Raw genomic sequence first — 17,611 nt, forward strand, 5'->3', positions numbered from 1 at the left:
TTGATTCGCAGCGGCTGCCGTGGGCACGTGACGACTTCATGGTGCTCGGCCTGGCCGGCGCCGCAGCAACCCTTTTCGACACACAACTCGACGGTCTCGTGTCCGACAGCCTCGGTAAGTTGAAACAATCGAACTTGATCAAGGGATGGGAAGCTGACGGCCGGCGCCTGCCGATCGATTACACCGGAATCGGCGTGGGCGGCCCCGGGCATCGGGTGAAGTCTGCCGGGCATGATCTAGCTCGGCCCCTCGAAGCGCTCCGTCAGATCCGCGAAGGAGTCTTTCGTGCAACGGCATGGCCGCACGGGAACGAGATGTCCGTCGAGGTGTCGTTATCCACCTGGCGCACGGTGGACAGCTGGCCGGAAGCCATGATCCTGTGGGCGAAGCATCTGGCTGCCGACATCGTTACCCCGATGAGCCTGCCGATACCGGGGTTCAGCAAGCTGAACGAGTTGGACAACCAATGGGTACGCGAGTTCGCCTACGCAGCCTACGAAGGACCGCGACCACTCGGTCAGGGGCTCAATGTTCGGTCGGGGATGCTGACACCGACACTGTCGGTGCTCAGCACTGAGGCGATCATCCGCACCCACATATTGGCCCGTGCGTACCAGACCCGCGGCACTCTACAACTGACTGCAGCCGAACGCGCATTGCAGACCGAGATGCTCCTCGCCGGACATGGGCTCGTCGGTGCCGTGGCCCTTGGCAAGTCGACCGCAGTCCTCCTTCTGACCGAGAATCCGGCCTTCGCGGTGCGACACATCAATGTCCCCGTCCTGATGCGAATCGCCACTTTGGGCTGGAGTGCGCTCCAGGACCAGCGTCGACGCGCGACGGCCGCGGCGCCATCCTGGGACGATCTTCTCCTCGAATGGGCGAGGCCGTGGCAGCTCGACGCTGTTCTCGAAATTGAGGTGGAAGCCAAGCGCCTCACTTTGGTTTGACGTTTCGACAAGCGAACGTCTTACCGGTCAGCCCACCAGGGCGGGAAGCTGATATCAAGCCGCTCGCTGCGGCGGTAGCCCGCCCAGGTGGGCACCCCAACTGGCTGTCCGCGGTAGATTCCGCGAGCCGCGGCGACGACCCGTGGATGCTGGGTCGGCCATTGCAGGGTTGATGCAATCTCCTCGAGCACTGCTACATCCCGCCCCAGTACACGATCAACGATCGCCACCGCGGGCAACGCGCCACCCTTGTCGCTGTTGCAGCGCGCACATGCCAGGACCAGGTTGGCCAGACCGTCGATCCCGACCAACGACCAGGGCAGCACGTGGTCGATCGGGTTGTCTGCGGGTAGATGAGTCCCGCAGTAAAAGCAGTGTGGGCCAAAGGCTTCCTTGAACGGCTCGCGCACCGCGGCGAGTGCGGTGCGTTCACGTCCGAACAGGTGGCCGGCGACATCAGGCACGTCGGCGTCGAGGAATCGGTTCATCCGCCGCACGTCCTCCACCCACATGATTTCCAGTGCGGGCTTCAGCAGTCCGGCCAACCGCGCCAGACCGTGCGCGACGCCCGGTTTGAGCACGATCGCGTTACCGTGGGCACGCAGCGTCTTGCGGCTCACGTCGTCGTGCAGGAACGAGTCGTCGTAGAGGAACGCGTCGCTGCTCGATGCACCCGGCAACTTCTGCAACCGGTACAGGGGCTGCTGCGCCAGACACAGCATGATGTCGTCGATGGCGCGGTCATAGGCTTCCGGAGCACGCAGCCGCGCGATGTCTACGGACAGCCCGCCACGCCGCGTCGCCGCAGCATCACGTAGGGCCTTCGTGGCAGCGAGGATCCGAGCCTTCGGCTGGGTGGACTGACGCAACTCATGCCCATCGAAGGGCCGAACTTGGTGCCAGTAAAGCTCCAGCACACGATGTGCCAGCGCGGGAATCGGCACGGCGAGCGTGTCCGCGGGGTCGGCGGGCAGGTTCTCGACACAGTGCTCGATCAACGCCATCAACGTCGCGAGCTTGTAGGTGGCGGTGCGCAGACCGGTTTCGAGGATGGCGACCACGCGCTGTCCGAGCAGCAGAGGGTCGGATGCCTCGGTCACGCCATCTCCTCACGACGCTGTCTCGTCGAACCGTACGAGAGCATTATCGCGGGAAGAACGGACAGCGTGACAGAAGTCAGCTGGTTCGGCGCCAGACTCGCACACCGATCACGTGGCCCCGAACGCCTCCACATACAGCGCATAGAGCGAATGCGATGCGGCCATGTAGAGGCGGTTGTTCTCCGGGCCGCCGAAGGTGAGGTTGGCGCAGCGTTCGGGCAGGTGGATGAAACCGATCGGCTTGCCCTGCGGGTTGAAAACCATGACGCCGTCGAGATTTTCGGGCTTGCCGCGGAGTTCGTACACCTTGCGGCCACCGACGTCGGTCGGCTGGTCGGCGACCAGGCCGTTGCTGCCCCAGCCGCACCACAGATTGCCGTCGCGGTCGACGGTGAACCCGTCAAGCGCGCCCTGGTCGGCGGCGTCGATCAGCTTGGTCTTGTTGGCGACGGTGCCGTCGTCGTTGACGTCGAAGCTCCACAGGCTGCGGTTCGGGGTGCCGCGCCACTCGATCACGTAGAGCTTTTTCTCGTCGGGGGAGAACCCGATCCCGTTTGGGTTGACCAGGTCGGTGATCACCGCGGTCAGCTCACCGTCAGGCGTGAGCCGGTAGACGTTGGTGGTCGCCTGCTCGGGCTCGGCGCGGCTGCCTTCCCATTCACCGTTGATGCCGAACAACGGATCGGTGAACCAGATGGTGTCGTCGGATTTCACCACGATGTCGTTGGGCGCGTTGAGTCGCTTGCCCTCGAAACTGTCGGCCAGCACGGTGATGTCGCCGTTCTCCTCGGTGCGGGTGATGCGCCGCGTCTCGGAGTGCTCACACGTGACGAGCCGGCCCTGGCGGTCGCGCGTGTTCCCGTTCGAGTAGTTCGACGGATGGCGGAATACCGTGAAGCTGCCGTCTTTTTCGTCGAACTTCATGAGCCGGTTGTTCGGGGTGTCGCTGCACAGCAGGTAGCCGCCGTCGGGGAAGTACACCGGTCCTTCGGCCCAGCGCATGCCGGTGGCGACCTGCTCGAGCGAGCTGGAGAACAGCCGGTACTTGGTGATGCTCGGATCGAGGATCTCGATCGCCGGATCGGGATAGCGCTGGTTCGGCTGGAATGGCGGGGTCGGGGGAGCGGAGGGTTGCGCCTGGGGTTGTTGCGCCGCCGACGACGAGCACGCGCCCGTGGTCATGGCCACAATGGTCGCCGCCGTCCCGAAAAGCAAGTTGCGCCGCGTCGTGTACATCGACTCTCTTTTCAGCCCGTACTGGCACCGGCTTTGGTGCTGAGCGTGAAATTACGCGCGATACCGAGGCGGGTCTAATCCCATTCCGACATGGATCGATACCGCTGCGGCATCGATGCGCGTACGAAACTCGGAACCGAACATCGCGGGCGCACTACGGGTTTCGAGCCACACTGAGAATCACCGGTCAGCCCACCACGGCGGAAATCGGATATCCAACTGCTCACTGCGGCGGTACCCCGCCCACGTCGGCACACCGGCCGGCTGTCCGCGGTAGATGCCGCGGGCCGCGGCGACCACCCGTGGATGCTGGGTCGGCCACTGAATTTCCGACGCGATCTCCTCGAGCACCGTCCGGTCGCGTTCCAGCACACGGTCGACTATCCCCACCGCGGGTAAGGCCCCACCTTTGTCGCCGTTACAGCGCGCACACGCCAGCACCAGGTTGGCCAGGCCGTCGATGCCGACCAGCGACCAGGGCAGCACATGGTCGATCGGATTGTTCGCGGGAAGGTGCGTTCCGCAGTAGAAGCAGTGCGGGCCAAAGGCTTCCTTGAACGGCTCGCGCACCACGGCCAGGGCGGTGCGCTCACGGCCGAACAGGTGCCCCGCCACATCGGGCACATCGGCGTCGAGGAACCGGTTCATCCTCCGCACGTCCTCGACCCACATGATCTCCAGCGCGGGTTTCAGGAGTCCGGCCAGCCGGGCAAGGCCATGGGCGACACCGGGTTTGAGGACGATCGCGTCGCCGTGATCCCGCAGCGTCTTGCGGCTGACGTCATCGTGCAGGAACGAGTCGTCGTAGAGGAACGCGTCGCTGCGCGATGCGCCCGGAAGCTTCTGCAACCGGTACAGGGGTTGCTGCGCGAGACACAGCGTGATGTCGTCGATGGCCCGCTGATAGGCCTCCGGTGCGCGCTGCCGTGCGATGTCGACCGACAGTCCGCCACGCCGTGTCGCCGCGAGATCGCGTAAGGCCTTGGTGGCGGCGAGGATCCGGGCCTTCGGCTGAGTGGACTGGCGCAGCTCGTGACCGTCGAAAGGGCGCACCTGCTGCCAGTAGATCTCCAGCACGCGGTGCGCCAGCGCGGGAATGGGCACGGCCAGCGTGGCGGCGGGATCGGTGGGCAGGTTCTCGACGCAGTGCTCGATCAGGGCCATCAGGGTCGCGAGCTTGTAAGTCGCGGTGCGCAGCCCGGTCTCCAGGATGGCGACGACGCGCTGCCCGAGTAGCAGCGGATCGGATGCTCCTGTCACGCCACCCCCATGTCGGTGCACTGCGCCACAACGGTTCGACAGGATTATCACGAAGGGAACCGACAGCGTGGCCAAACTTGTCCGGGACAGGATTCCCGAGCTCATCCGTGCGTCGGGCCGCACGCCGGTGATCCGCACGCTGTCCGACGACGAGTACTGGGCCGCTCTGGACGCCAAGCTGGACGAGGAGGTTGCCGAGCTGCGCGCCGCGGACACCCGGGACGCGGCCCTGGAGGGAGGCCGCCATCGTCATCGAGGCGAGAGCGCTTCTGGCAATGGCATCCAACATGGCGTCCCCCCGAACGTCGCACTGATCCCCAGTGGATCGACGTTATTGACGCCCGCGCGGTCGGGGCACGTGTAGTCGACTACCCGAGCTCAGCGCCGGAGGAGACCGCGTGTCAACGACTGCTGACGCCGCGCCGCCGAAGGGGTCCCCCAAAGGGGACGGAGGCCTGCACATGAGTGAGAGGGTACCGAATTTGGTACCGATAGCGGTACTATTGTGCGTATGCCGTCGCTGAACATCGACTTCGACGAAGCCGAGATGGAACAGATCCGCGCTGCTGCCCGGGCGGATGACCTGTCGCTGAAGAAGTTCGCGCACGCCGCCGTGATGGAGCGTGCCAGCGCGCACAAGCGCAGGGTCGCCGAGGCGGCGCGTCTGGTCGCTGAGCGTTCGGCTGAGCTCAACCGCCGCTTGGCGTGACCGAGTACCTCGACCGCGAGGACGTGCTCACCGCGGGATCGATCGCTTTTGGCGGCGAGCTGAAGGTGCGGGACTACGGACTGCTCGACGCTGCGGTTGCCCGCCCGCAGGCCACGGTGTATGGCGTGGATGCGTACCCGCGGCTGTGGGACAAGGCCGCTGCGTTGTTGCAGTCCCTGGCGCGGAACCATGCGCTGGTCGACGGTAACAAGCGCACTGCGTGGGCTGCGGCATGGACATTTCTGCACATCAACGGTGTACAGCTGGCGGCTGATTTCGATGTCGATCGCGCGGAGGACCTCATGAACGAGGTGGCCACCCGTGACTGCGACCTGGATTCCATCGCCGCCGAGCTGGCCGGTTTCGCCGCTGCGCAGACGGGGTGAACTTTGGTAGCGCGGCCCGTCCGAGGCTCCCGTAACTCGATCCCCACATGTCGGCGGTAGTGCCTACCCTCGGATCGTGGATTACGACGCGATCACTGCACTGCGTGACCGGCATCCGGCGTGGCGGCTGTTGCGAGCGGGCAATGCCTCGTTGGTCTTGTCGTTCCTGGGGGAGTTCTTCGTGGAGGCCAACCGCGGTGCATGCCCGGCAGGCCAGGTCGCGGAGGCGCTGGACAACCATCTCTACGCGCTCAGTGCCGGATCCGGGGAGAGTCGCTATCCCAAGGAGCCGCGCGCGTATCTGGAGGACTGGGCGGCCACCGATGCCGGCTATCTGCGTCGATTCTACCCGCCGGGTGACGACGAAGTGCACTACGAGGTGACACCGGCTTTCGAGAAGGCATACGCCTGGGTCGTCAACCTTCAGAGCAGGTCCTTCGTGGGAACCGAATCCCGGCTGCACACCGTGGTCGCGCTCCTGCGCCAGATCGTGCACGGCACCGAGGTCCAACCTGATGTCCGGCTGGCCGAACTTCGTCGCCGCCGTGCTGAACTCGAGGCGGAGATCGCGGCTGTCGAAGCCGGCGACATCGCCGTGCTGGATCCGACAGCGGTACGCGACCGCTACCAGCAGTTGTCCACCACCGCGCGTGAACTGCTGTCAGACTTCCGCGAGGTCGAGGAGAACTTCCGGCTGCTGGACCGAGCCGCCCGCGAGCGGATCGCCGCGTGGGAGGGCTCCAAGGGCGGCCTGCTTGAGGAACTGGTGGGCAGCCGTTCGGAGATCACCGGCTCAGATCAGGGACGCAGCTTTCAGGCGTTCTACGACTTCCTGCTGTCCGAGCAGCGTCAGGCCGAACTCGCCGAGCTGATCGCCAAGGTGTCCGCACTCGACGTCCTGGAAGCCGACCCGCGGATACGTCGCATCCATCACGACTGGTCTGAGGCCGCAGACCGAGCGCAGCGCACGGTGCGGCAGATCTCCGAACAGCTGCGCCGCTTCCTCGACGACCAGGTGTGGCTGGAGAACCGGCGGGTCCTGGACCTGGTTCGGGCGGTGGAGAGCATCGCGCTGGAAGTTCGCGATGCCCCGCCGACCTTCGGGCTGGAGGTCGACGAACCGGGCATCGAGATCGCGCTGCCGTTTGAGCGTCCGCTGTATCAACCGCCGGCAGAGGTGGCGGTAGAGAGCCACGTCTCGGCGGCGACCGAGGAGGTCAACGCGGACCTACTCTTCGCGCAGACATACATCGACCAGGCACGTCTGGCCGACACCATCCGCGCCGTGCTGCCCGAGGACTCGTCAGCCCTGCTGTCCGATGTTGTTGCGGTGCACCCGATCGAGCAGGGGGCTGCCGAGATTGTCGGCTATCTCGCCCTCAACGAGGACGACCTGGCAATCGACGTGGATGACACCGAGGAGACCGTCCTGGAATACCCCGACCCAGCCGACCCGGACATCACCAAGCGGGCGAGACTGCCGAAGGTGACGGTGCGACGTCGATGAGCAACGAACGTGCAGTGGCAACCGCCATCATTCGTCTGATGCAGGGCGTCGTCTACCGCGATGCGGATGAGGACACGTGGCTGACGCTGGAACGTGCGGGGGCCGGCGTTCGGGACCACTTCGCCACCATCGGAATCGATGTGGTGGTCGACGACGCCGAGGGTTACGCCTACCTGCGCTCCCGGCCTTCGGAGGACGGTGAGGAGGAGTTGCCGCGCCTGGTGCGCAGGCGCGCGCTGACCTACAACGTCAGTCTGCTGCTGGTGCTGCTGCGTAAGCGGCTCGTCGAGTTCGAGACCAGCGGCGGCGACGGCCGTCTGGTCCTGAGCACCGAACAGATCGTGGAGATGCTGCGGCTGTTCCAAGCCGACTCCACCAACGACGCCCGAGTCGTGGACCAGGCGGAGACCACCATCAGGAAGACCGCAGAGTTCGGCTTCCTGCGGCAGCTGCGCGGGCAGCGCGACCACTGGGAGGTGCGACGCATCCTCAAGGCCTATGTCGATGCCCAGACCCTGTCGGACTTCGCGGCCAAACTGCGCCAATACGCTGGAGCAGGAGCAGGCGATGAGTGAAACGATCTCTCGGACAGCCGAACTGAGCGTGCGTCCCGGGGCGGGATATCGACTCCAGTACGCCGAGATCTACAACTGGGGAACGTTCGACGGCCAGGTTTGGCGGTTCACTCCCGGCGCCGAGACCGCATTGCTGACCGGTGACATCGGATCGGGCAAGTCCACGATCGTGGATGCGCTCACCACGCTGCTGGTGCCGTCGCACAAAGCCGCTTACAACAAGGCTGCCGGCGCGGACGCCAAGGAACGCACCCTGCGCTCCTACGTCGAAGGCCATTACCGATCCGAACGAAACGAGGCCACCGGAAAGTCTCGGCCGAAGGGGCTGCGGGAGAACAGACGGACCTACTCGGTGATCCTCGGTGTCTTCCGCAACCACGGCCACGACGAGACGGTCACGCTCGCCCAGGTTTTCCAGCAGCGTGAGAGCACCGGACAGCCCTATCGGTTCTTCGTCACCGCAACCAAGGAGCTGTCGATCGCCGTCGACTTCGCCGACTTCGGCTCCGATCTGCGCGAACTGCGAAAGCGGCTGCGATCCGCAGGAGCGGAGATCTTCGACGAGTTCCCCAAGTACGCGACCTCGTTGCGACGGCTGTTGGGAATCCGATCGGAACAGGCACTCGAGCTGTTCCACCAGACGGTCTCGATGAAATCCGTGGGAAACCTCAACGATTTCGTGCGCGACCACATGCTCGAGCCGAGCGACTCGACCGAACGCATTCGCGAGATCATCAGCCACTTCGACGACTTGACCAGGGCCCACGACGCCGTCAAGCGGGCACGTGAGCAGCTCGAAGCGCTGGAACCGATTGCCGACACTGCGGCCAAATACGATGCCGCACTGGCTGAACGCGACGGCCTGGAGCACGAACGATCGGCAGTTCGGCTCTTCATCGCCGAACTCCGTTCCGGACTTCTCGCCGATGAGATCGGTCGGTTAGAGGCCGACGGCGCCGCTCTATGGCAGCAACAGGATGCCGCCGAAGCCGACCAGCGCAGACTCAACCACGAACGCGACTCCCTGATCGAGGAGCGTGCCAAGGCCGGTGGGGATCGCATCGGCGAGTTGGAGCGGCTGGCCCACGAGGCCCGTGCCCAGGCCGAGTCACGGCGGCAGGCCAGGACATTGTTCGACTCCGCGGTCGGCGAGGCCGGGCTGACGACCGTCGCCGATGAAGAGGCGTTCCTCAACCTGCCCACTCTGGTCGCTGCCGAACGCACCAGGCTGGCCGCCGAGAAGCGCGAGGTCGATGCCGCCACTGTCGACGCGATCGGCCGTGAGCGTGACTGTGAACGCAAGTGCACCACCCTCAGCGCGGAGATCGAGAGCCTTGAACAGCGCACCAGCAACCTGCCTCATGAGCAGGTCGTGATGCGCGAAGAGTTGTGTGCCGCAATCGGACTGACACCGGAGCAGCTGCCCTACGCCGGTGAGCTCCTCGATGTGTACGACGAACGCGCCGAGTGGCGAGGTGCCGCTGAACGAGTGCTGCGGGGCTTCGCACTCTCGCTGCTGGTGCCGCAGCCGCACTACGACGCCGTGACCCGATGGGTCAACGAACGCAGGCTCACCGTCGCCGGCAGGGGTGCCAAACTGGTCTATGAGCGGGTCGCTGCGCGCCGCGTGCGGCTGCAGCCAGCGGAGTCTGACGGGCTGCTGCTGGCCGACTGCATCGAAGTTCGGGAGGGCCCGTTCGAGGAGTACCTCCGCAACGAACTGATGAAGCGCGCCGACTTCCGGTGCGCCACCACACTCCAGGAGTTCCGTGACCTGCGACGCGCGGTCACCCGAGAGGGGCAGGTGCGGTCCGGTGACCGGCACGAGAAGGACGATCGGCACCGCGTCGACGACCCACGCCGCTGGGTGCTGGGCTGGGTCAACGAACGAAAGCTCACCGCCCTGCGCGACGAGTTCGCCGACCTGGAACGCGATCGGCAGGAGGCCGCTGCCGTCGCGGCCGCCCTGAGTGCGCGCAGGGAAGTGCTGCAGCATCGGCTGGACGCCCTTGTGCGAATCGAGGGCTTTCGGTCCTGGACTGAGCTCGATGCCGACGAGGCCGTATCGCGCGCCGGGGCCCACGACGCGGAGCGGGCTCGGTTGCAGTCAGGATCCTCTCGACTGGAGGAGATCACGAGGGCACTGGAACGCAATGCCGAAGAAGCCGGCGTTGTCGCCGAGCGGATCAGACAACTCACCGGTCAGCTCGCCACCACGGCCGCAGCCGTGCAGCGCGCGCAGCAGGACCGAAAACGAGATCAGGAGTTCGTGACTGCACAGTCACCCGAGCAACTCGAGGTGGCGCGGGCGTCCTACCCCGCTCTCGACCGCCGGCTCGCTGCGAGCCGGCCCACTCGAGCCGACGACTGCGCCGCCGCCGAGTCGGCGCTGTCGGAAGACCTGTACCGGCGCATCGAGCGATTGACCCGTGAGCTCGGCGGGTATGGCCAGAGCCTGGCACAGTACATGCTGGAGGTGCTTCGCCGGTGGCCCGAGCTGCGCGCGGACATGGACGCCACCGTCGACGCGCGCGGCGACTTCCTGGCGTTTCGGCACCGCGTGGCGACCGACGACCTGCCGCGATTCGAGTCAGAGTTCAAAGAACAGCTCAACAAGAACGCCATCCAGGAGCTGGCTGGCTTCAACAACTGGCTCAACCGGCAGGCCTCAGCCATCGACGAACGCATCGACCGCATCAACGAGGCGTTGGGCGCAGTGCCCTACAACCCAGGCCGCTTCATCCGGTTGGAGAAGGAGCCCACCACCAATCAGGATGTCGCACAGTTCCGTTCAGATCTTCGCAACTTGACCAACGACGCGCTGGCGGTCGATGGCGACCAGTATTCCGAACAGCGCTTCCTCGACGTGAAGCGGATCATCGAGCGTTTCCGAGGTCGCGAGGGCTACGCCGAATCGGACCGGAACTGGACCCGGCGGGTCACCGATGTCCGCAACTGGTTCGTGTTCTCAGCCTCGGAACGAGACGTAGACACGGGCGCCGAGTGGGAGCACTACAGCGACTCGGACGGCAAGTCCGGCGGGCAGAAGGAGAAGCTCGCCTACACCATCCTGGCGGCGTCGCTGGCCTACCAGTTCGGGCTCGAATGGGGCGCCGAGGAGTCGCGTGACTTCCGCTTCGCCGTCATCGACGAGGCGTTCGGGCGCGGATCGGACGTGTCGACACGGTACGCGCTCGATCTCTTCGCGACTCTCGGGCTCCAACTGTTGATCGTCACACCGCTGCAGAAGGTGCACGTCATCGAACCGTACGTGAAGGCGATCGGCATCGTGGACAACCCGACCGGAACGTATTCGCGTCTGCAGACCATGACGATCGAGGAGTATCGCGCCCGGCGCAACGGAACGCGGCCGTGAGCACCATGTGGGCCACACCCGGTGACATCGCGGCCAAGGTCAGGCGCCGCTGGGACGACGGCTCCCTGCTGCGCGCCTACGGAAAGGGGGAGCCGTTCGCGCCAATCGAGCTGCCGCTTCGTGGTCCCACCCCGGCGCAGATCGGTGACGACGTCGCACGTGTGCGCGACTGGGTGACGGCTCTCGACGCGGGGCGGCACGACGATGCGCGGTACATGCTGGAATGGAAGTCGGTGGGCGGCAAGAAGTTCGGCCGCAACATGCTTCCCGCTCGTGCGGTGATCTGCTCATACGGCCAGGCGTGGACACTGCTGGGGGTGACGGCGGCTGTTGGGCGTTTCGACGAGCTGCTCGCGTCGGCGCACGATCATCCCCGAATTCGTCAATGGGTGATCGCCAACCCGCACCGGGCGCTGGCACTGGCGGCGGACATGCCGAAGCTGATCGCGGCTTGCGAGTGGCTCGACCGACACCGGCACTCGCAGCGTTACCTGCGCGAGATCAGTGCGCCCGGCGTGGACACGAAGTTCGTTGAACGCCGCCGGTCGGACTTGGCCGGGATTCTGGGCGTGCCATCCTCGGCCCAGGGATTCCTCACCGAACTCGGGCTACGGTCCAAGCCCAGCCTTGTTCGGCTGCGACCAGCACCGTCGCTGGGGCTACCGGCACCTCTCTCGGAGCTCGCGGTCCGGCCTGATGAATTGGCGCAGCTCGACCTGCGGCCACGCACAGCGGTGATCGTCGAGAACGAGATCAGCTATCTCAGCGTCGACGTCCCTGAAGCTGGTGTGGTGATCTGGGGGAAGGGCTTCGATGTCGACAACGTCGGGCGGCTGCCGTGGTTGGCCGGTGTCCGCGTCGTGTACTGGGGCGATATCGATACCCATGGATTTGCGATTCTCGACCGACTTCGGGCGTGGCTGCCGACAGTAGAGTCCGTTCTGATGGACCGAGCCACCCTGATCGCCCATCGTGACCGCTGGGTGGTGGAGGACCGTCCTGCTAGGTCGATCCTGCCTCGACTGTCACCCGAGGAACAGCAGCTCTACCGGGAACTCGTCGAGGACAGCCTCGGCGATCGCGTACGCCTCGAACAGGAGCGGATCGACTGGGGCTGGGTCGAGGGCCGATTGAAGGCGATCTATCAAGGTCGTATAGATTCATGAAGTCTGTCTATAATCAAGACATGGCTCTAAGCATCAAACACCCGGAAGCCGACCGGCTGGCCAGAGAGCTAGCGGCACGTACGGGGGAGACACTGACCGAGGCGGTGGTGATGGCACTGCGGGAGCGACTGGCGCGCACTGTCGGGCGCACTCAGGTCGTTCCGCTTCGTGAGGAACTCGCCGCGATCCGTCGTCGCTGCGCAGCCCTACCGGTGTTGGACGACCGGACAGCCGAATCGATCCTGGGCTACGACGACCGCGGTCTGCCGTCCTGATGGTTATCGACACTTCTGCCCTCGTTGCCATCTTGACCGACGAACCCGACGCCGAGTTGTTGGAGGGGGCGGTGGCTGACGATCCTGTTCGGACTATGTCCACCGCGTCGTATCTGGAGACAGCGATCGTGATCGAAAGTCGCTTCGGCGAGCCAGGTGGTCGCGAACTCGATCTGTGGTTGCATCGCGCATCAGTGGCACTGGTCGCTGTGGATGCCGATCAGGCCGACGCCGCCCGGTTGGCTTACCGGAGATACGGCAAGGGGCGCCATCCTGCAGGCCTGAATTACGGCGACTGTTTTTCCTATGCGCTCGCCAAGGTCAGCGGTCAGCCTTTGTTGTTCAAGGGTGAGGATTTTCGGCTCACCGACGTCGCTGCGGTCCACTGAACGAGGTCAGAATTCACGTCAGTCCATCCCCAACGCCGCGCGCAGTCGGTCGGCGTTCATACCCCGCTCGGTCGCCGGGAAGCTGTCAAGCAGCTTGATCAGATCACCACGCCGTGTCGGGTCGTCGGCGGCCTGCCGTGGTGTCAGACCGTTCAGCGCCGGGATGGATTCGTCGAGCCAGCGGGTTTCGTAGCCGCGCATGAATTCCTCCATGGCCGTGAGTATTTCGGGATCGTCCGGCTCGATCGGTTCCCGAGAGGACGCAGTGAAGTCGCTAATCGGCCGACGGGAATCCTCCAGCACCGTCATCGCCGGGTTGAGCCGGCCGAGCTCCGCCAGCACGCGGTCCATCCGCTCCTCGCTGTTGGTCTCCACGCGCAAGGTGTCGCCGTCGAGCTTCAGCGACGCACGGATCTGCGGCTTGCCGGGGACATGCTCAAACCACTGCGGTGAATCGTCATCGGCGCGCACGTACACCTCATCGAGCACCGCCGGGTCGGCGAGCCGCACGGCGGCTTCGCACACCATCAGCGAATCACCCTCGGTGTTGGTCAACGTCGGCGGCGCGAACCGCCTGGTGAGCGCCTCCACCAACGTCACCTCGTCGGGACCGGAGTCGAGAAGTTCGATCAGCGCATCCCGCTCGCCCAGCGAAATCGGTTCGATACCACCGAAAAACTGCATGACGCTCCCGGCCGGCAGCACCCGCGTACACAGCAGCTGACCTTCCGTCACCTCCCGGCTGGCCAGGCGCTCCCGTACCTCGTGACGGTCGCCGGTACGGATATCGCGGACGGTCACGCTCTCGCCGGGGCGCACGGCTTCGACCTCGAAGACCGAGCGATCCACCTGTAGCCACTGCTCGGCAAGCGCGCGCTCATCGTCCGGGAGCAGCGGCCCGCGTACCCGCAGGAAATCCGCGAACGCGTCACCCTCGTGCAGCAGAGCATCCATCACCAACGGGTCGGACATCGCCTCGGCGATTGCGTCGTGGAGGTCATCGGCGTAGCGGCTGCGTTCGAGGGCCAGTTCCAGCAGCATGCCGTGCCAATGAGTCTCCGATACGTGCTGGGCCGCCTTGCTGTACAGCCAGGCCGCGCGTTCCTCCAGGGAAAGCTGCTCGTTGCCGAGATGGCATTTCTTGTACTTGCGGCCGGAGCCGCACCAGCATGGTTCGTTTCGGCCGAGGTCCGGCCGCGGTGCGACCAGATACCGTTGCAAGAACTGAACATTCGGATGGTCGGGTGGGAACCCGGCGCGGCGCAGCAGCGCCAAGGCACGCTCAGCGTCACCGCGGTCGGATGCGATGTGTGCCAGGTCGACCAGCGTCAGCGGCCACTCCGTGTCCATCGTTTCGGCCGCGAGCAGTTCACGTTCGGCCGCCGCGATGTCGCCGGCGCGCTCCAGCGCCGTGGCCCGCAACCACCGCACGGCCGCCCGCGCCGGCCGCGGCACCTGCGCCTCGAGCGCCTCGGTGAGCCGGCTCAATGACTCCGGTGAACCGCGCCCCGCGTCGACCGTCTCCTCGACCAGAGCGTCGGCGACCACCGGATTCTCCAACGCCGCACCCGCTCTCCGCAGCAGCGGCAAGGAGTCGGCGTCGACCGTCAACTGCTCCAACGCCATGATGAGCGTCTGCAGCGCCACCGCGTCGTCGGGATCCAGGCCGTGCGTGTCGGCTGACCTGTGGCAGGCGGTCTCAAAACGCCAGCGTCCGAAGTCGAACCCAGCCGGCGCGATGAACCCATCGCTGTAGGCAAGGCCGGCTTCGCGGATGACCTCGCTCAGCGGCGCCGTCGCCTCGACGAACACTGTCGGGTCCTCGGCGCACAGCGTCAAAGCCGCTGCGTCGACGAACGTCGGCTCATCGCCGGGCAGCACCTCGGCCAATCGGTTGCCGATATCGGCATCCACGACGGTCTCGATGGTTTCGAGCGCCAGCCCCTGGTCGGTCAGTCGCAGCCCGACCAAATCGCCCTCGGCCGCCTTGAGCGCTGCCAGAGTCCCCGGCGCCAGTAGCACCACGCCCGACTCACCGGCCAACTCCAGTGGGATGCCGCGGTCCTCCAGCAACTCGTCGTCGTAGTCCGCAACAGCGAAGCTCACCGGTGAGCCATCGGCCAGGCGCAGGTACTCGTCAAGATGGAACAGATCACTGACGGGGTCGAGGTCGACGGCCGCGTCGAGCATGTCGTGGGCCACCTCGTGGGCGCTGAGGCGGTGTGTGAACACCCGACCGTCCAGTACGGTGGGCAACCACACCCAGCGGTCGTCGACCAGCATCCCGACAGGCATGGACAGTTCATCAACAACAGGCTCCGGCACCGGCTCGCCGCTTGCCTGGAGCAAACGCTCGATCTCGTCGGTGTGCAGGGGTCCCTGTTCGGCCAGGATGCGGGCCACGGCGTCGGTCACGGTGGCCACTCTATGCCGTGGCGCCGGTGGTCAGACACCCCCGCGCCGCGCATACGGCCACGGCACATTCCGCTCGGGTACCGAGGACGCGCGGACCTGTTTGAGCTGCGCCAGCAGATATTGGCGCACCTCATGTAAATCCGGGTAATGCCAACGGTTTACGGCCTCGACGGGATCGGCGGTCAGGTCGTAGAGCTCCCACTGGTCGTCGAGCGGATCGCTGCGGTACGTCTCGCCGCCGAGACCGTCGGCCGCGAGATGGCGCACGCCGGGCTCGGTCCAGGTGCTCGGATCGTCGAACGTGCGCACGAGTTTCCACAGATGCCCGGCCCCACCGTGCGCGTCGGCGTCGTCGACACGCACCACCAGCCCCTCGAAGTTCGAAGCGACATGCGCGGGGACCTTGATCCGCAGCGGCGCAGGTGGATTGACGTCACGGCCGAGCTGACGCGCGATCCCGGACGCGCCGGTATCGCCTTCGAGCACGTTGTCGCGCGTCATCAGGTAGATGGGGCGGTGGTCGTCGGCGGACGCCCCGGAGACCACGGGCATCAGATCGCGGCCCGGCAGCGGATGGACCTCACTGAACGATTCGCGCAGCTGTGCGGCGGCCGCGTCGAGGTCGACCCCGGCCGCACCGAGCAGCGTCGGCACCAGATCGACATGCGACGTCGGCGCATCGACGGTGCGGGCCTCGGTCGCCTCGGAGCCGATGCGGGCGATGACGAACGGCACGCGGGTGGCCTCGTCGTACAGGTTGAACCACTTCTGGTGCAGCCCGCCGTGCGCGCCCAGCAGCTCACCGTGATCGGAAGTGCGCACCAGCACCGCATTTTCGGAACCGCCCTCGGTGACGGCGCGGCGCACCCGGTCGATCGGTCCGTCCACCTCGGCGTGCAGCCGGTAGTACAGATCGCGGTACTCCTGCGCCTTGCGGCGGTAGGTGCGCTCGACGGCCATCGCCGGGCCGTACCCGGTGTAGTACGCCTCGCGGAACGCGATCTGTGCGGCCGGTTTGTCGCGCAGATCCTCCTCGGCGGTCGGTGCCGGGGGAATGTGCGGGGGATCGAGCTCCGAGGGACCGAACGGCATGCGCCGCGACCACGCCGGGAACAGCACGATGTCGTGCGGGTTGACGAAGCTCGCCACCAACAGGAACGGCCGCAGCGCGTCGGGATCGCCCGCGCGCCGGCGCGCGTACCGGTCCTCCAACCACGCCACCACACGGTCGGCGACGATCGGGTCGCGCCGGAAACCGCTGTTGGACATGGCCGCTCCGTGCGGCTCGGGCCCCACCCAGCCGGAGAATCCGAACGGCGCCAGCGGATCGGCCTCCAGGTAGGCCTGCACGGCGGCCTGGTCGATCACGCCGTCGTCGTCATTGGTGGCCAGCGGCTCCCCGGTGGCGGGATCTTCGAGGTCGGCGTGCGAGATGTGCCATTTGCCGTCGTAGTGGGTGTCGTATCCGGCGGCGCGGAACCAGTTGCCCAGCGTGGGCACCTCACCGCGGCGCAGCCAGCGCAGCCGGGAATCGTCGTAGCGCTTGCCCAGCCCGTCGGTCTGGGTGACACCGTGCAGATCGGGGTACTGGCCGGTGAACATGGTCGGCCGGCTCGGCACACACGCCAGCGACCCGGTGTAGTGGCGGGTGAAGTTGACGCCGTGCTCGTCGAACCAGCGCCGTCCGGTGAGCGTGCGCTGGCGCCAGGCGAGCACCGAAGACGACTCGTACGGCGGGATCGCGCGTTCCTCGTCGGTCATCACGATGACGATGTCGGGACGGTCGGTCATGTTCTAGCTCCCATCGTGCGGGCGAGCCCGTCGAGCATGGCGTCGGATTGTTTGGCCAGCACCCGCGCGGTGACAGCCGAGGTGACCAGGGAGGCGAACCCGGCCGGGTCGACGGTGCTGGTCACGGTCACCTCGGTGCCCGCGCCGGCCGGGCGCAGCGTCCACCGGTTGGTCAGCCGGCCCATCCACGACGGCAGACCCTCGATCGCGTAGGCCAGCGTCGAGGGCTCCCGGAACTCGGTGATGCGCTCCACCAGCACCGTGCGGCCCACCTGGACGCGGCGCGTGGTGCCCAGCACCTCGGGGTGCGCATTGAGCACGCAGGAATGATCGATCTTGCCGGCCCACCTGCTCAACGCACCGAAATCGGCCAGGACATCCCAGATCGCCTGCTGCGGTGCGGGTATCACCCGGCTGCGGCTTGCCTGTCCCATAGGGCCATGAAACACGATGTGCCGACGTTCCGAGGCGAACTC

At 66.1% G+C, this 17,611-nt stretch carries 16 protein-coding genes; 10 read left to right on the forward strand and 6 right to left on the reverse strand.

What is annotated here, in order from left to right; all coding sequences use genetic code 11:
* Nucleotides 1-38 precede the first annotated feature (38 nt).
* Nucleotides 39-950, forward strand: coding sequence for a hypothetical protein (locus AT701_RS06590; RefSeq protein ID WP_058125480.1), 912 nt, complete (start codon nt 39-41; stop codon nt 948-950).
* A gap of 20 nt (nt 951-970) precedes the next feature.
* Here the strand turns inward: AT701_RS06590 and AT701_RS06595 are convergent, their stop codons facing one another.
* The 3 genes from AT701_RS06595 to AT701_RS06605 form a co-directional block, all read right to left on the reverse strand.
* On the reverse strand, nt 971-2,050 hold the full coding sequence (locus AT701_RS06595) for an HNH endonuclease (RefSeq protein ID WP_058125481.1): 1,080 nt from the start codon (nt 2,048-2,050) through the stop codon (nt 971-973).
* Nucleotides 2,051-2,158: 108 nt separating this feature from the next.
* Nucleotides 2,159-3,232 (reverse strand): SMP-30/gluconolactonase/LRE family protein, encoded by a 1,074-nt coding sequence (locus tag AT701_RS06600; protein ID WP_223495413.1) that lies wholly within the window; start codon nt 3,230-3,232, stop codon nt 2,159-2,161.
* A gap of 234 nt (nt 3,233-3,466) precedes the next feature.
* Nucleotides 3,467-4,546, reverse strand: coding sequence for an HNH endonuclease (locus AT701_RS06605; protein WP_058125483.1), 1,080 nt, complete (start codon nt 4,544-4,546; stop codon nt 3,467-3,469).
* 67 nt (nt 4,547-4,613) lie between these two features.
* Between AT701_RS06605 and AT701_RS06610 the strand changes: the two genes are divergently transcribed.
* From AT701_RS06610 to AT701_RS06650, 9 genes are all read left to right on the forward strand, one after another.
* The gene (locus AT701_RS06610; protein WP_003892658.1) at nt 4,614-4,910 is read left to right on the forward strand and encodes a nucleoside triphosphate pyrophosphohydrolase; all 297 of its coding nucleotides are present in this window, start codon (nt 4,614-4,616) and stop codon (nt 4,908-4,910) included.
* Between the two features lie 147 nt (nt 4,911-5,057).
* Nucleotides 5,058-5,255 (forward strand): type II toxin-antitoxin system antitoxin Phd, encoded by a 198-nt coding sequence (phd, locus tag AT701_RS06615; protein ID WP_011727559.1) that lies wholly within the window; start codon nt 5,058-5,060, stop codon nt 5,253-5,255.
* A complete protein-coding gene (locus tag AT701_RS06620) occupies nt 5,252-5,641 on the forward strand; it encodes a type II toxin-antitoxin system death-on-curing family toxin (protein WP_003892660.1) in 390 nt (129 codons plus the stop codon). Before phd ends, AT701_RS06620 begins: the two co-directional genes overlap by 4 nt.
* A 76-nt stretch (nt 5,642-5,717) precedes the next feature.
* Nucleotides 5,718-7,148 carry a DUF3375 domain-containing protein gene (locus tag AT701_RS06625; protein WP_058125484.1) on the forward strand — a complete coding sequence of 477 codons (1,431 nt, stop codon included), beginning with the start codon at nt 5,718-5,720 and terminating at the stop codon, nt 7,146-7,148.
* On the forward strand, nt 7,145-7,723 hold the full coding sequence (locus AT701_RS06630) for a DUF4194 domain-containing protein (protein WP_038557632.1): 579 nt from the start codon (nt 7,145-7,147) through the stop codon (nt 7,721-7,723). Before AT701_RS06625 ends, AT701_RS06630 begins: the two co-directional genes overlap by 4 nt.
* Nucleotides 7,716-11,099, forward strand: coding sequence for an ATP-binding protein (locus AT701_RS06635; protein ID WP_058125485.1), 3,384 nt, complete (start codon nt 7,716-7,718; stop codon nt 11,097-11,099). The genes AT701_RS06630 and AT701_RS06635 overlap by 8 nt, the downstream gene beginning before the upstream one ends.
* Complete coding sequence (locus tag AT701_RS06640; protein ID WP_058125486.1) at nt 11,096-12,265, forward strand: Wadjet anti-phage system protein JetD domain-containing protein; 1,170 nt, start codon at nt 11,096-11,098, stop codon at nt 12,263-12,265. The genes AT701_RS06635 and AT701_RS06640 overlap by 4 nt, the downstream gene beginning before the upstream one ends.
* Before the next feature lie 20 nt (nt 12,266-12,285).
* Nucleotides 12,286-12,540 (forward strand): type II toxin-antitoxin system VapB family antitoxin, encoded by a 255-nt coding sequence (locus tag AT701_RS06645; RefSeq protein ID WP_003892665.1) that lies wholly within the window; start codon nt 12,286-12,288, stop codon nt 12,538-12,540.
* The gene (locus AT701_RS06650) at nt 12,540-12,929 is read left to right on the forward strand and encodes a type II toxin-antitoxin system VapC family toxin (RefSeq protein WP_058125487.1); all 390 of its coding nucleotides are present in this window, start codon (nt 12,540-12,542) and stop codon (nt 12,927-12,929) included. Before AT701_RS06645 ends, AT701_RS06650 begins: the two co-directional genes overlap by 1 nt.
* Before the next feature lie 18 nt (nt 12,930-12,947).
* Here AT701_RS06650 and AT701_RS06655 read toward each other — a convergent pair whose 3' ends face one another.
* The 3 genes from AT701_RS06655 to AT701_RS06665 are packed head-to-tail and all read right to left on the reverse strand — an operon-like array spanning nt 12,948 to nt 17,587.
* Nucleotides 12,948-15,353, reverse strand: coding sequence for a YecA family protein (locus tag AT701_RS06655; protein WP_058125488.1), 2,406 nt, complete (start codon nt 15,351-15,353; stop codon nt 12,948-12,950).
* Nucleotides 15,354-15,374: 21 nt separating this feature from the next.
* The gene (locus AT701_RS06660) at nt 15,375-17,135 is read right to left on the reverse strand and encodes a sulfatase-like hydrolase/transferase (protein WP_058125489.1); all 1,761 of its coding nucleotides are present in this window, start codon (nt 17,133-17,135) and stop codon (nt 15,375-15,377) included.
* Entirely contained in the window at nt 17,132-17,587 is a 456-nt protein-coding gene (locus AT701_RS06665) for an SRPBCC family protein (RefSeq protein WP_413232169.1), read from the reverse strand. Before AT701_RS06665 ends, AT701_RS06660 begins: the two co-directional genes overlap by 4 nt.
* Nucleotides 17,588-17,611: the final 24 nt, after the last annotated feature.

This window comes from Mycolicibacterium smegmatis (assembly GCF_001457595.1).
Lineage (GTDB): Bacteria > Actinomycetota > Actinomycetes > Mycobacteriales > Mycobacteriaceae > Mycobacterium > Mycobacterium smegmatis.